Source organism: Pelagimonas phthalicica (assembly GCF_004364805.1).
Classification (GTDB): domain Bacteria; phylum Pseudomonadota; class Alphaproteobacteria; order Rhodobacterales; family Rhodobacteraceae; genus Pelagimonas; species Pelagimonas phthalicica.
Map to the genome: position 1 here is coordinate 98316 of NZ_SOAP01000001.1, position 13925 is coordinate 112240.

The following is a 13925-nucleotide window of genomic DNA, read 5'->3' on the forward strand; positions in this document are numbered from 1 at the left end:
CTGTCCTTGACGCTTCGGGGAATCGCCCCCTTACACTTGACTTGGCGCGTTCAGGGCAGACCTGCCCCTGAACCGCTTCTCAGCAAATTCTCAATTCAGCCAAACACATGCCCCAGCCAGATCCGCATCCCCTCCGCCCCGGCGAGACGGGGTGGGTGGGCGGGAGACTCGCCGGGGCGGTGTCCGACCTCAGAACGGAGATTCAACATCTCCCATGCGCACATAGACCGACTTCACCTGCGAATAATGCTCAATCGCGCCCTTGGCATTCTCGCGCCCGACACCGGACATTTTCGAACCACCAAAGGGCAATTCCACAGGCGCATCATTATAGGAGTTCAGGAAACAGCTCCCCGCCTCCATCTTGCCAATCACCCGGTGGCCGCGGGTCAGATCGCTGGTAAACACACCGGCTGACAGGCCAAATTCCGTATCATTGGCACGCGCCACAACCTCGTCCTCATCCTCGAAATCCAGCACCGCCATCACCGGGCCAAAGATCTCTTCGCGCGCGATGGTCATGTCATCATCCACATCGGCAAACACCGTCGGCTCGATATAAAACCCATTGCCCTCAATCTCTTGGCCGCCGCAAACCAGCCTTGCTCCCTCATCCTTGCCCTTGGCGATATAGCCCTTCACGATCTCGCGCTGTGCCTTGCTCACCATTGGACCAAAATTCACGCTTTCATCCATCGGATCGCCGATCTTGGCCGTCGCCAATCGCTCCGCCAGACGCGTCAGGAACGCCTCTTTGATGCCCTTTTGAACAAAGACACGTGTCCCGTTGGAACAGACCTGCCCGGAGGAATAGAAATTCCCCAAAATCGCGCCGCCCACAGCATTTTCCAGATCCGCGTCATCAAAAATGATCAGCGGGCTTTTCCCCCCGAGTTCCATGGTAACATGTTTCATGCCCTCGGCCGCGGCCGCGTAAACCTTGCGTCCTGTCGGGACAGAGCCTGTCAAAGACACTTTGGCCACGCGCGGATCACTGACCAGAGCAGCCCCCACCGCCCCCAGGCCTTGAACCACGTTGAACACACCGGCAGGCAAGCCGGCTTCGATCAGGATCTCGGCGACTTTCAACGCACAAAGCGGCGTGGTCTCCGAGGGTTTAAAGATCATCGCATTGCCACAAGCCAGCGCCGGCGCGCCCTTCCAGCAAGAGATTTGCGTCGGATAATTCCAGGCCCCAATGCCTACACAAACGCCCAACGCCTCGCGCACCGTATAGCCCCAATCGCCACCCAATTGCACATGCTCACCAGTCAGGCTGCCCGCCAGACCACCAAAGTACTCCAGCGCATCCGCCGCACTTGTCGCATCCACATAGAGCGTTTCCGACATCGGCTTGCCGGTGTCATAGGTCTCCAGCTCCGACAGCGCGCGGTTGCGTTCGCGCATGATGTCAGCAGCCCGGCGCAACACCCGACCACGTTCAGTGCCAGACAGAGCCTCCCATTCCTTTTGTGCCGCATGGGCCGAAGAAACCGCCGCCTCGATCACCGCAGGCGTTCCCGCATGCACACGCGCGATCACCTCGCCCGTGGCCGGATAAACCACCTCGATCAGCTCGCCCTCTGTGTCTTCCAGATAGGCCCCATTCACAAAATGGCTGGCGGTGGGTTGCGTCTCATATCTCATATCGTGTCTCGCAAACTTTCATAAGAAAGCATCACCGTCGCCTGATAGGCAGGCCGCCCGGTGAGCCGGTCATAATAGGCACGCAAAGCAGGCAAGTCCTTGCGCGTGATTTCGATGTCGAAATAGCGGTACAGCACATGGCCCAGGTGAATATCCCCCGGTGTCATATGATCCCCCGCCAGCCAATCTTGTTGGCTTACCTGTTGCTCCGCCACGCTCAGCGCGGCTTCAAGCCGATCAACCGCCGCCTCAATCGCAGGCTTATCCCACCGCGCCCGAGCTGTGCGCACCACACGCCAAAAAACCGGCCCGGTAAAACGGTTGGCGACCATCTGCTTGGCCCACTCGGCCCATTGGTCCACCTTGGCCAGCGCCCGACTGTCTCGCGGCCAAAACCTATCGTCACCAAAGCTCCGGGCCAGATGGCGGATAATGGCGGCGCTTTCAAACAAGGTCAGCTCCCCCTGTTGCAAGACCGGGATCAAGCCATTGGGGTTCATCTCCAGGAACTCTAGCCGATCCAAACCGCCAAAACCCTCGCCGACATCGCGACGATCCACGACCAGCCCCAGCTCAGCAGCGCACCACATCACAGCTTGCACATTCGAAGAGGTCTCACGCCCCCAAACCACAATCGTTTCGCCGGATTGGCGCGACGGGGTGGGTGGGAGGCCGGCGCGCCAATCCGGTGAAACCGACATCGCCACGGTCACTCCCCCCTCGGAAAGCGTTGGCTTTCCTCAAGATCGTTCAAATCCATATGGTTGCGCATATAGCGCTCTGATGCCTTTTGCAGCGGCTGGTAATCCCACGGGTAATAGCCGCCCTGCCGCAAGGCCTCGTAAACCACCAATCGCCGCGCCTGGGATTGCCGGACCTCCGCATCAAACTGCGCCAGATCCCAGCGCACCTCCGCCTTGGCCCGCATCGCCTCCAAGGTGCCCGCATGGGACGGATGATCCGCCAGGTTGGTCAATTCATGCGGATCCGCCTCAAGGTCAAACAACTGCTCGGGATCCAGCGTACACGCGGTGTATTTCCACTTGCCATACCGCAAACAGATCAGCGGCGCATAAGAGGCCTCTGCCGCATATTCCATCGCCACAGGCGTGCTGCGCTCACTGCCATTCATCAAAGGCACCAGACTTTCACCGCTGGTCCAAGGCGCAATCTCGCCCATATCGGCCCCGGCCAGCTCGGCCAGCGTCGGGCACAGATCAATGGTCGACACGGGCGCATCTACCCGCTGCCCCTGCCCATCCGGCAGGGCAATCATCATCGGAACCCGTGACGAACCCTCGAAAAAGGACATCTTGTACCAAAGCCCGCGCTCACCCAGCATATCACCGTGATCCGAGACAAAAACCACCACCGCCTCTTGCCGTGTGTCTTCCAACACCGCCAAAAGCTCGCCAATCTTGTCGTCCAAATACGAAATATTGGCGAAATATGCGCGACGAGAGCGACGGATATTTTCCTGCGTCACCTCATAACTACGCCAGTCATTGGCATCGAATATGCGCTTGGAATGCGGATCGTGATCCTCATACCCCATGGCGGGCACTTCGGGATCAAGATGTTCGCAATCCTCATAAAGGTCCCAATATTTGCGCCGCGCCACATAAGGATCGTGCGGATGGGTAAAACTGGCGGTCACGCACCAGGGTCGCCCGTCCTTACCACGCGCCAAATCGTACAGCTTCATTTTGGCGTGATGGGCGACTTCGTCGTCATATTCCATCTGATTGGAGATTTCCGCCACGCCAGCCCCGGTGACCGAGCCCATATTGTGGTACCACCAATCAATCCGCTCCCCAGGTTTGCGGTAATCCGGTGTCCAACCAAAATCCGCCGGGTAGATATCAGTGGTCAGGCGTTCTTCGAACCCGTGCAACTGGTCGGGGCCGACAAAATGCATCTTGCCGCTCAGGCAGGTGTAATACCCGGCCCGGCGCAGATGGTGCGCATAGGTCGGGATGTCCGAGGCAAACGCAGCCGCATTGTCGTAAACCCGCGTTTGGCTGGGCAACAGGCCAGACATGAAACTCGCCCGTCCAGGCGCGCAAAGCGGGCTGGCGGTGTAGCTGTTGACAAACCGTGTTGAACGCTTGGCCAAAGCCTTGAGATTGGGGGCATGCAGCCAATCTGCCGGACCGTCGGGAAACAAGGTTCCGTTCAGCTGATCCACCATGATGATGAGGATGTTAGGCGTCATAGGTTTTGACCTCTAACAAAGCCTGCGCCACCGCCTTAACCTGATCGGCCGCCCCGCTCATGTCGCCCTTGTTCAAGGCTGCACGCAGATAGACGCCGTCGATCTGCGCCGCGATGATCTGCGCGGCTTCCTGCGGTTTGTCGCAACGGGGACGCAAGGCATGGACCAGGTTGCTGTGCAGGCGCTTTTGATAGATGCGCAACAACCGCCCAGCCTCTTGGTCGCGTTGTGCGAAACTGTAAAAATTCAGCCAGGCCGACGTGGCCGCTGGGTCAAAACAATTGGGGTCAAAACTGCCATCGATAATGGCCTCGAGCCGCCGATCCGGCTGCGCCTTGGTCAGCGCGTCACGAACGTCGCGCGAATATTGGTTCAGGATATGGCGCATGGCCGCGAGAAAAATCTGGGTCTTCCCGCCGAAATAGTGATGGGCCAGCGCACTGGACATGCCGGCGCGTTTGGCAATTTGTCCAACAGTCACCTCAAGTGATCCCGCCGCCCCGATCTCTTCGACCGTGGCTGCGACCAATGCGGCGCGTCTTTTGGGTTCTTGTCCGATCTTAGGCATACTGAATTTGCTGCCGGTTATTGACTGACAAGTCAATCAAAAACAAACAAGGCGGACAAACCAACAAAGTCGAGGTGCAACAGTCCTGGACAAAACTGTTGTGTTTTCTTCGATTTAGGTCGCCAACCGGACGCATCCCTCACAGTCCGGGGCTCCATCGTCAGCCCTCGCGGGCTGCCTCTGAACATGGCCAATCCGGCCAAATTCATCTTTCGCGCGGCTTAGAAAGCAGCGATTCCCTTGGGCATCAGCCCGACGGGATTACATTTCGAATGTGCCCAGAACCTTGTTTTGTGGCAGGCGCGCAACCTCGATACCGCCATCGGTCCGACGCAGGTTGTAGCCATAGCCACGCATCCGAAACCGCCATTCCGCATCCGACAGAACCTTGTCCCGCTCTTTCAGCAGAAAGGCCTGAATTTCTTCCATATTCTCAGTCAATTTATTCTCCGCAAACATTTGTCACTCCATCCTCACGTTACGGGTCGATGGTTGACAAACTGCTTAAGGATTGCGGCGCGATTGCGACGATTGCGGGGAGTTTTAACGAATTGGCGACAATGGCCGCAGGATCAGTGTTTCGTTTCCACAACACCAGGTGTGACGCGCCGATTCAACACAGCTTCGCGCCAGGTGATGAACACAACCGCCCCCATAATCAGCCCGCCGCCAGCAATAACCCAAGGGTCGACCGCCTCGTCAAACAGCAACGCTCCAAGGCTGACCGACCACAGCAATTGCAGAAAGGTCACCGGCTGCGTCACGGTCAATGGGGCCGCTTTGAAGGCCAGTGTCATCGCGTAATGGCCGCCGGTGGCAAAACAGGCAACCAGGAACAAAACAAACAGGTCCTGCCAACTGGGCCAAACCCAAACCGGGATCGCCAAGGGCGCAAGGCAGATGGTGACCGTCACAGACATGGTGGCGACAACCATGGCCGGGCTGACCTCGGATGACAGGATTTTGGCCACCAGGTAAGACGCGGCAAAACAGCTGGCGGTGACCAGCATGGCAAAATGCCCCGGATCCAACTCGCGAAAACCCGGGCGCAAAATGATCACCGCCCCGATCATCGCCACAATGATCGCCATGACGCGCCGAAAGGCCAGCCGCTCCCCCAACAGAACCACCGCCAGAAGGGTGACAAAAATCGGGTTCAGGTAATTCATCGAGGTGACTTCGGCCAGGGGGATACGTGTCATGGCAAAGAACCAGAACACAACCCCCAAGGCTTGGAAAACACCGCGAATGACAAACAAACGCCATTGTCGCCGACTGGGGCGAAAAGCGGTCAATTCGCGCCAGAATGGTAGGATAAAAACCAGCCCCATGACATAGCGCAGAAACGCCGCCTCAGCCGCGGGGACGCGACCATGCACGGTTTTGACCAAGGCCGTCACTGCGACAAAGCAAAGCCCGGTGACAACCATCCAGAATATTCCGACAGCGGGGCGTGATTGTTCCATGGCAAAACACTTAACGCATTCACAAAGTCGCGCAAGCCTTGGGTCGCAGGAAAATCAACAGGATGTCAGCCGCGCAGCAAAGCCCAGGCAATCAACAACATCGTGACACCTATGCACAGGTCCAGGATCCGCCAAGCCTGTGGCTTTTCAAAAACCGGTGCCAAGAGCCGCGCGCCAAACCCAAGCGAAAAGAAAAAAACAAGGCTTGCACAGGCCGCCCCCGCGCCGAACAAAAACTTGTCGCTGTACTGAGACGACACCGCTCCAAGCAAAACGACCGTGTCCAGATAGACATGCGGGTTGAGCCAGGTCAGCGCCAGACAGGTCAAAACCGCCATTTGCAAACTGCCCGCTTGCTCCCCAGCTTGCATCGCCTGCCCGCCTTGCCAAGCGCCCCATAGGGTGCGCAGCCCGTACCAGACCAGGAACGCCGCCCCGAATAGGCGCATGCCCCATTCCAGCCCCGGAACGGCCGTCGCCAAGGCCCCAAACCCCGCCACGCCGGCAGCGATCAACACCGCATCTGACAACGCGCAGACCAAAACGACCGGCAACACATGCGCCCGCATCAACCCTTGGCGCAGCACAAAGGCGTTTTGCGCGCCAATGGCCAGGATCAGGCTGAAGCCAAGGAAAAAGCCTGCAAAATAAGTGGTCACTGTCTGGTCTCCTGTTGTGTCGCTCTTGACTAATTCAGGAATTCTCAGCAATCAAATTAAAGAAGCTACACCAAAATAAGAGGCGCTAATGCAGTTCGATCCCAATCACCTTGCCGCTCTCGCCTCGGTTTTGCGCCATGGCAGCTTTGATGCCGCCGCCAACGCGCTGCATGTCACCCCCTCGGCGATTTCACAGCGCATCAAGGCGCTGGAAGAGCGGGTTGGCACGACGCTGGTCAATCGTGCCACGCCCTGCACGGGTACACCGCATGGCCTTCGGATCGCGAAACATGCTGAGGATATAGGGTTGCTGGAAACGGCTCTGACCCGCGACCTCAAGCTCGATGGCTCAGACGTGCAACGCCATCTGCGCATCGCCATCAATGCCGACAGTTTGGCCACCTGGTTTGTCCCGGCTATGGCCAACCTGCCCGAGATGCTTTTCGACCTAGAGATCGACGATCAGGACCACAGCGCCGATTGGTTGAAACGCGGGGCGGTAAGCGCTGCGATCACCACTACGCCCAGCATTCCGGGCTGCGACGCCTTCCCGCTTGGTTCCTTGCGCTATGTCGCCACCTGCTCGCCCGAGTTTCACGCGCAATGGTTTACCAAAGGAACCGATCCCGCTGCGCTCAACGCGGCCCCCTGTCTGGTTTTTAACGCCAAGGACGGGTTGCAGCGCAATTGGATGGCAGCCCAAGGTGCCCCTCGCGCCGCGCCGCCCAGCCATTACCTGCCGTCAACCCAAGCCTTTGTAGATGCCGCGATTGCCGGACTTGGCTGGGGGATGAACCCGGAACTGCTGGTTTGGCGGGCTTTGCGTCGGCAAAGGCTTGTCACTCTGAACGAAACCGCGACATGGGACGTTCCTCTTATCTGGCAGGTCAGCCGTATCCTTGCCCCGGCGCTGAAGCCGGTCACCGATGCGGTGATCAAAACCGCCAAAGCGACGCTGGTTCAATCTGACTCGCCCGAACGTGACCCGGTGCCAAACAGGTAATCCACCATCAGGCCCATGCGAAATGGCAGGCTGTCCTTGCGATCCGCCAATTGGCGCACCGTCATGCGACGTCGGCGGATCACGGCGCGGGCGACGCGGTAGTCGAACGCGCGTTTTCGTTTCAGCAACCCCTCTGGCAGCAGTTTCTGAAGCCCTTTCCACAACAGCCCCAGCTGCAAAAAAGCAATCGCCTTGAACGTCGATTTTTGCAGCGTGACCCAGATCATCCGCCCTGCCGCCGTCGCCCCGGCGACAATCCACAGAGGCACCTGAACCGAAAACAGCACCAGCCACAGCCCGATCGAACTGACCGACAGGGCCAATGTGGCAAAAATCAGGATCAGCGCAGACACGGCTTTTTCCAGGCCGCTAAGCCCGCGATACCAGCCCAACATGCGTTCATAGCGCGCTTTGACCGCTTCGATATAGCCCGAAAACAACCCGGCCAGGCGGCGCAGCAACGCCTTGCCCAAGACCAGCGGCATCAACGTGGACATGATCCATTTCTTGATCAACTCGATCTTGAAAAATGCCGAGGCTTGGGTTTTCAGCCAAAGGATAAAGACCGGCAGTTCAAGCGTTGCAACTTTCTTTAAGATGATTTTGGCCTGCACAAGGATCAGTCCCAGCGCGATCAACACCTCATTCCCAAAATAGACCGTGGCCGCCACGGAAAGGCCCACCACAAGGGTCAAAAGGAAAATTGCGCGCAATAACATGGCGATATGCATAAGGCAGGGCCTGAGATTGGGCAAGTCTCAGGCGCGACTGACATATATCAAGGAAAGAATGTCAGGCCCGCGTTACACTTAGCTTGTTGGGGAACGGTCCCTGACCTCTCCGACACATGGATTAAAGGGGAGTATCTCGTAATGAAACAAATGGTCAGACTTCTCGTTGCGGCGCTGGTCGCCAGTTTTGCCACAACGGCAACGGCTGGAGATTGCACAGGCTATGTGATTGGGGTGCGCCCGATCAGCCAGTACAACCACAGCGCAGGCAAAGGATTTCTGGCAGTGCGCACCGGTCCGGGATCCAACTACCAGCAGATCGGCGAGCTTTATCGGGGTGATGAGATCGCCGTTTGGGATCGCGCCGGGGGATGGTACCGCATCCAATGCATGTCAGGCACATGCCTCAACCCGCTTTGGGGGCAACCCGACCCCAATGGATGGGTTTACGGCAAATACCTTGATATTGGCGGTGTTTGCCCTTGATTTAGGGTGGTCCAACCCGACTGGTTGGGCCAGCCATTGCTTTCTTCTTAGTTCATCGGTTCTGTTTCAGATTTTGAGTATCCAGCGCGACATCGTTTTTCCCACGCGCACCGTCTCGCTTTAGAACTGCGCGGCGACTTTGAAATGCGTCAATTCATGAGGTCATATGCCGGTTCAAACGTCGATTCAGCCAGAGGATAACTTTATCTATTCGCGGTATTTGGGTCAGGTAACGTTGGCCCAAATCCGAAATTCGATGATACAGACATATACCAGCTGCACCTATCGCCCCGGCATGGTGGAAATTGACGATTTGCGCGAGATCTCGAAACTGGATCTGCGATTTGCCGGTGTCCTGCACATCACCCGCAGTCTCGTGCGACATCACAAAGCCCAGGGCACCCAGCCAAAAGTGGCGCTTATCCGCGGGTCTGACATGACCTATGGCGTGGCACGCATGTTTCAGAACCTCATGACCGCTGAGATGCCCGAGGCCGAAATCGATATCGTAAGGTCTGAGGAAGATGCCCAAGCAACTTTGGGATTGCGCAAAGGGGCTTTGGGCGGGCTGACACAGGCAGCAAAGGCTCACCGGCGCAGTGCGCACCGATGAGCCTACATGTCAGAGTTGGGCCATAACCTCGTCGGAGGCCTCAAAATTGGTGGTGACTCGCTGCACGTCATCATCGTCTTCCAATGCATCCACCAGACGCATTAGCGATTGCATCCCGTCCAAATCCAGCTCGGTCGTGGTGGTGGGCTTCCAGATCAGCTTGGTCGATTCAGATTCGCCCAGCGCGGCCTCCATGGCAGTGGAGACATCGTTCAGATCGGTATCCGCGCAATAGATGACATGCCCATCTTCCGAGCTTTCGACATCTTCGGCACCCGCTTCAATCGCGGCTTCCATGACGGTGTCATTGTCACCAACGGAGGCCGGATAGATGATCTCGCCCACACGGTCAAACATGAACCCAACCGAGCCTGTCTCGCCCAGATTGCCGCCATTCTTGGTAAAGGTCGAACGCACGGTCGAGGCGGTGCGGTTGCGGTTGTCTGTCATGGTTTCGACGATCACCGCCACACCATTCGGGCCATAGCCCTCATAGCGGATTTCTTCGTAATCATCGCCCTCGCCCGCAACGGATTTCTTGATCGCGCGTTCGATATTGTCCTTGGGCATGGACTGGCTCTTGGCCTCTTTTACGGCCAGGCGCAGACGCGGGTTCTTTTCCGGATCGGGATCACCCATCTTGGCAGCAATGGTGATTTCCTTGGAAAGTTTCGAAAACAGCTTGGCCCGCAATTTGTCCTGACGGCCTTTGCGGTGCTGGATATTTGCCCATTTGGAATGGCCGGCCATGGTCTCGCCTCGTCTCTATTCGTCCAGTTTGGCGCATTCTATAGGGTATTGAGCGGCAAGTTCCAAGGCGGCTTTGCCCTCATGTGACCCCGTGCAGGCTTGGCTTTGTCCTGGGGCTGCGTTAGGCGGGGAACATGGCTAAATTTCTCTTGCTGCAACTGCGCCCTGAACCTGAAACCAGCGATAGCGAATATCACGCAATCCTGGACAAAAGCGGGTTGGACGCAGATCGCGTGCACCGCATTTGTTTGGACCGCGAAGACCTGCCGGATAACCTGAACGTTGAGGATTTCGCGGGTGTGATTGTCGGTGGCGGGCCGGGCTGTGTCTCTGATGCGCCGGAGCAAAAGACGCCGGTAGAGGCCCGGATCGAGCAATCCTGCCTGTCACTGATGCCGCAAATCACCGCGAACGATCTGCCCTTTATGGGTTGTTGCTACGGGATCGGGATTTTGGGGCACCATTTGGGGGCAGATGTCTCCAAGGCGCAATATGGCGAACCGGTTGGCCCGACGACCTGCATGGTGACCGAGGCCGGGCGCGCGGACGCGTTGCTGCGCGACATGCCCGCACAATTCGACGCCTTTGTCGGGCATAAAGAAGCCTTGCAGGAACTGCCCACGGGGGCAGTGCATCTTCTGTCATCCGCGCCCTGCCCGTTTCAGATGATCCGCTATGGTGACAACGTTTATGCCACGCAGTTCCACCCGGAAGCTGACGGGGCCGAGTTTGAAACCCGCATCCGATTTTACCGCCACAAAGGCTATTTCGCGCCAGAGGACGCAGACCGGCTTATCGACATGTGCCATTCGGCAGATGTGACCTGGCCGGAAAAGATCCTTGCGGCTTTTGTCGCGCGTTACAGCTAAACCGGTATGGGGCGCTGCCCCGCCCCGAGCAAGCTCGGGACTCCCCGGGATATTTTTGGCCCAGAGAAGCCTAAAGCGCCCGACTATAAACTTGAGACACGAGTACTCTGCCGTGCCTTTGGCACCCTCGGGACATTGGTGCCTCACGGGGTTTCAGTTCAAAAGTCGGACGCATTAGGATCAGAGCGGCCAGAAGAGCGGAATGAACAGGGACGCGATCAAGCCGATGCTGATATTGAGCGGCAGGCCAACTTTGACAAAATCGGTGAACTTATAGCCGCCAGGACCGTAGACCAATGTGTTGGTTTGATAGCCAATCGGCGTGGCAAAGCTGCAAGAGGCGGCAACCATGACGGCAACCACCAGCGGGCGCGGATCGACACCGATGGCGCTGGCAAGGCTGATGGCAATCGGTGTCACCACCACGGCGACAGCATTGTTGCTGACCGCTTCGGTCAGGACAGACGTCAACAGATAGACCGCCCAGATCAATAGGAAGGGCGGCAACCCCATGAGATGCGGCGCGACCGCTTCGACGATCATCTGGACCGCGCCAGAGGATTGCAGCGCCGCCCCAATCGCCAGCATGGCAAAGATCAGCGCCAATAAGCGCCCTTCGATAAAGGAAAACGCCTCTTCGGCATCGATACAGCGAGCCAGAAGCACCACTGCCACTGCGACGATTGTCAAAGGCAGGATCTTAGCGACGCCCAGCGCTGACAGGATGACAATGCTCGCCAAAGCCAACAGGGCGATGGGCGCATGACCGCGGCGAAACGCCTTGGCCGAGGGGCGCGAGACATCGACCAGGGCCATATCTTCGGCGAGGCGTTGAATGTCTTCTGGGTTGCCTTCGAGTAACAGCGTATCACCAACGCGCACCACCAATTGATCCAACTGGCGGCCAATATTCTGGTTCCGCCGATGCACCGCCAGCGGATAGACACCATAGCGGCGGCGCAGACGCAGCGCGCCCAGGCTGCGGCCAATCATCTTGCAACCCGGAGAAATCAGCACCTCGACCGTGGTGGTTTCCTTGGCCGAAACCTGATCCACGCGTTTCAGCGATTTATTGCGCTGGAGCGAGAGCAATTCGGTCATCTGGGTGCGCAAAACGACCCGGTCGCCAACCTCAAGCATGACACCTTGCAGGTTGCGGCGCAGGGATTCATCCCCTCGGATCACGTCAATCAACCGCACCCCATCGCGCTTGAACAGTTGAACACCCAGCACTTCGCGCCCAATCAGGTTGGATTCCGGCGGAATCACCGCCTCGGTAAAGAATTTCATCCGCGAGCGGTCAGACAGCATCCCGGCCATCGACGTGCGATCTGGCAGCAAAAATCGCCCGACCAGCAGCAGATAGAGCATGCCAAAAGCAATCAGGACCACCGCCAGCGGCGTGACCTCAAAAATCGTGAAAGGCTGCATGCCTTGGGTGCGTGCCACCCCGTCCACCAGCAGGTTGGTCGAGGTCCCGATCAGGGTCAGGGTCCCGCCCAGAATGGCGGCATAGCTCAGCGGGATCAGCAATTTCGACGGGGCAACCCCCAAAGATTTGGCCAATTGCACAAAGACCGGCAGCATGACCACCACCACAGGCGTGTTATTCATAAAGGCCGAGGCCACAACCACAACCGCCAGAATGGCCGCCATAGCCGCCTTGGGATGGACCATGACCTGCGCTTGGGCATAGTTGGTAAAGGCATCCAGGGCCCCGGTGCGCACCAAAGCCCCCATCACGATGAACATGCCTGCAATCGTCCAGGGTGCCGGGTTTGACAGAACCGCCAAGGCCGCCTCGTAAGGCAGAACGCCGGTGACCAGCAGCAGTGCCACGCCCCCTAGGGCAGTGACTTCTGTCGGATAAATGTCGCGCAGAAACAGCGCGAACATCAAAACGACCACCGCAATTGCAACACCCGCCTGCCCGGTTTGGCTCAGTTCGATAAACTGCATCAGCTGCTCTTTTGTCTTTCAACCAAAGGCATTGTGACGCGTTGTTCGCACGGGAACAAGGCAGAGAATGCGCGAAAGCCTGGTGTTACAGCCCGGATTGCTGCAAGCGTCCGCCATGACGGATGGGCGTGATGCTGGTCGCTTTGCCGGAGCGATCATCTGTTTCCACGACAATGCCGGACAGGGTCGCCTCTCCGGTGGCAGGGGTAAAACGCCCTTTGACCATACCGGTCACAAAGCGGCGCATCGGCTCAGCTTTTTCCATGCCGATGACGGAATTGTAATCCCCGCACATGCCGGCATCTGTCAGATAAGCGGTGCCACCGGGCAGGATCTGCGCATCCCCCGTCGGCACATGGGTGTGAGTGCCGACAACCAGACTGGCACGACCATCGCAGAAATGCCCCATGCCCATCTTTTCCGAGGTTGCCTCGCAATGCATGTCGACCAGAATGGCCTGCGCCTGCCCGCCCATTGGATGGCGACGCAGCACCTCATCCATGGCTGAAAACGGATCATCATAGGCGCGCTTCATAAAGACCTGCCCCAGCACCTGGCTGACCAAAACCTTGCGCCCTCGGCGATCATTGAACAGCCCGACCCCGCGCCCCGGTGCCTGTTTGGCAAAGTTGATCGGGCGCAGCACGCGCGGCTCGCTTTCGATAAAGCTCAGCATGTCCTTTTGGTCAAAGGCATGATCGCCCAGCGTCACCACATCCGCCCCGGCATTCAGGATCAGCTTGGCATGTTCCCCGGAGAGCCCCATCCCGTTCGAGGCGTTTTCGCCGTTGACCACAACAAAATCGAGCCGCCAGTCGTCGCGCAGCTTGGGAAGGTGTTCGGTGATGGCAGCGCGCCCCGCGCGGCCCATCACATCGCCGAGAAAGAGAAGTCGCATGGCGCTGCCCTAACGCCAAAATTCATGAAAGCAAAGGGGGCCAGGCGATTCTTATCAAGTT

General features: G+C 58.1%; 15 protein-coding genes. 4 read left to right on the plus strand and 11 right to left on the minus strand.

Annotated features, from left to right (window positions below; translation table 11 throughout):
- Positions 1–189: 189 nt before the first annotated feature.
- The 7 genes from betB to CLV87_RS00485 form a co-directional block, all read right to left on the minus strand.
- Positions 190–1647 (minus strand): betaine-aldehyde dehydrogenase, encoded by a 1458-nt coding sequence (gene betB / locus CLV87_RS00455; protein ID WP_099244349.1) that lies wholly within the window; start codon positions 1645–1647, stop codon positions 190–192.
- Positions 1644–2348, minus strand: coding sequence for a glutathione S-transferase family protein (locus CLV87_RS00460; protein WP_099244956.1), 705 nt, complete (start codon positions 2346–2348; stop codon positions 1644–1646). The genes betB and CLV87_RS00460 overlap by 4 nt, the downstream gene beginning before the upstream one ends.
- Positions 2349–2356: 8 nt before the next feature.
- Entirely contained in the window at positions 2357–3862 is a 1506-nt protein-coding gene (gene betC, locus CLV87_RS00465) for a choline-sulfatase (protein ID WP_099244347.1), read from the minus strand.
- Entirely contained in the window at positions 3852–4430 is a 579-nt protein-coding gene (gene betI, locus CLV87_RS00470; RefSeq protein WP_099244345.1) for a choline-binding transcriptional repressor BetI, read from the minus strand. Before betI ends, betC begins: the two co-directional genes overlap by 11 nt.
- 261 nt (positions 4431–4691) lie before the next feature.
- Positions 4692–4889 carry a hypothetical protein gene (locus tag CLV87_RS00475; protein WP_099244343.1) on the minus strand — a complete coding sequence of 66 codons (198 nt, stop codon included), beginning with the start codon at positions 4887–4889 and terminating at the stop codon, positions 4692–4694.
- A 113-nt stretch (positions 4890–5002) separates the two neighbouring features.
- Positions 5003–5896 (minus strand): DMT family transporter, encoded by an 894-nt coding sequence (locus tag CLV87_RS00480; protein ID WP_235871792.1) that lies wholly within the window; start codon positions 5894–5896, stop codon positions 5003–5005.
- 65 nt (positions 5897–5961) lie between these two features.
- Positions 5962–6555 carry a LysE/ArgO family amino acid transporter gene (locus CLV87_RS00485; RefSeq protein ID WP_099244341.1) on the minus strand — a complete coding sequence of 198 codons (594 nt, stop codon included), beginning with the start codon at positions 6553–6555 and terminating at the stop codon, positions 5962–5964.
- 88 nt (positions 6556–6643) lie between these two features.
- On the opposite strand from CLV87_RS00485, the gene CLV87_RS00490 reads away from it, so the two are divergent.
- Entirely contained in the window at positions 6644–7558 is a 915-nt protein-coding gene (locus CLV87_RS00490; protein ID WP_099244339.1) for a LysR family transcriptional regulator ArgP, read from the plus strand.
- Here the strand turns inward: CLV87_RS00490 and CLV87_RS00495 are convergent.
- Positions 7516–8277 carry a hypothetical protein gene (locus CLV87_RS00495; RefSeq protein WP_133840656.1) on the minus strand — a complete coding sequence of 254 codons (762 nt, stop codon included), beginning with the start codon at positions 8275–8277 and terminating at the stop codon, positions 7516–7518. The genes CLV87_RS00490 and CLV87_RS00495 overlap by 43 nt on opposite strands.
- Positions 8278–8430: 153 nt before the next feature.
- Here CLV87_RS00495 and CLV87_RS00500 point away from each other — a divergent pair, with 153 nt between their 5' ends.
- Both CLV87_RS00500 and CLV87_RS00505 read left to right on the plus strand, forming a co-directional pair.
- Complete coding sequence (locus CLV87_RS00500) at positions 8431–8775, plus strand: SH3 domain-containing protein (protein WP_176556020.1); 345 nt, start codon at positions 8431–8433, stop codon at positions 8773–8775.
- 256 nt (positions 8776–9031) lie between these two features.
- Positions 9032–9388 (plus strand): hypothetical protein, encoded by a 357-nt coding sequence (locus CLV87_RS00505; protein ID WP_133840657.1) that lies wholly within the window; start codon positions 9032–9034, stop codon positions 9386–9388.
- 9 nt (positions 9389–9397) lie between these two features.
- Here the strand turns inward: CLV87_RS00505 and CLV87_RS00510 are convergent, their stop codons facing one another.
- Entirely contained in the window at positions 9398–10138 is a 741-nt protein-coding gene (locus tag CLV87_RS00510) for a YebC/PmpR family DNA-binding transcriptional regulator (protein ID WP_099244330.1), read from the minus strand.
- Between the two features lie 134 nt (positions 10139–10272).
- On the opposite strand from CLV87_RS00510, the gene CLV87_RS00515 reads away from it, so the two are divergent.
- Positions 10273–11007, plus strand: coding sequence for a glutamine amidotransferase (locus CLV87_RS00515; RefSeq protein ID WP_099244328.1), 735 nt, complete (start codon positions 10273–10275; stop codon positions 11005–11007).
- Between the two features lie 180 nt (positions 11008–11187).
- Here the strand turns inward: CLV87_RS00515 and CLV87_RS00520 are convergent, their stop codons facing one another.
- Complete coding sequence (locus CLV87_RS00520) at positions 11188–12966, minus strand: SLC13 family permease (protein ID WP_099244326.1); 1779 nt, start codon at positions 12964–12966, stop codon at positions 11188–11190.
- Between the two features lie 85 nt (positions 12967–13051).
- Positions 13052–13864, minus strand: coding sequence for a TIGR00282 family metallophosphoesterase (locus CLV87_RS00525; RefSeq protein WP_099244324.1), 813 nt, complete (start codon positions 13862–13864; stop codon positions 13052–13054).
- Positions 13865–13925: the final 61 nt, after the last annotated feature.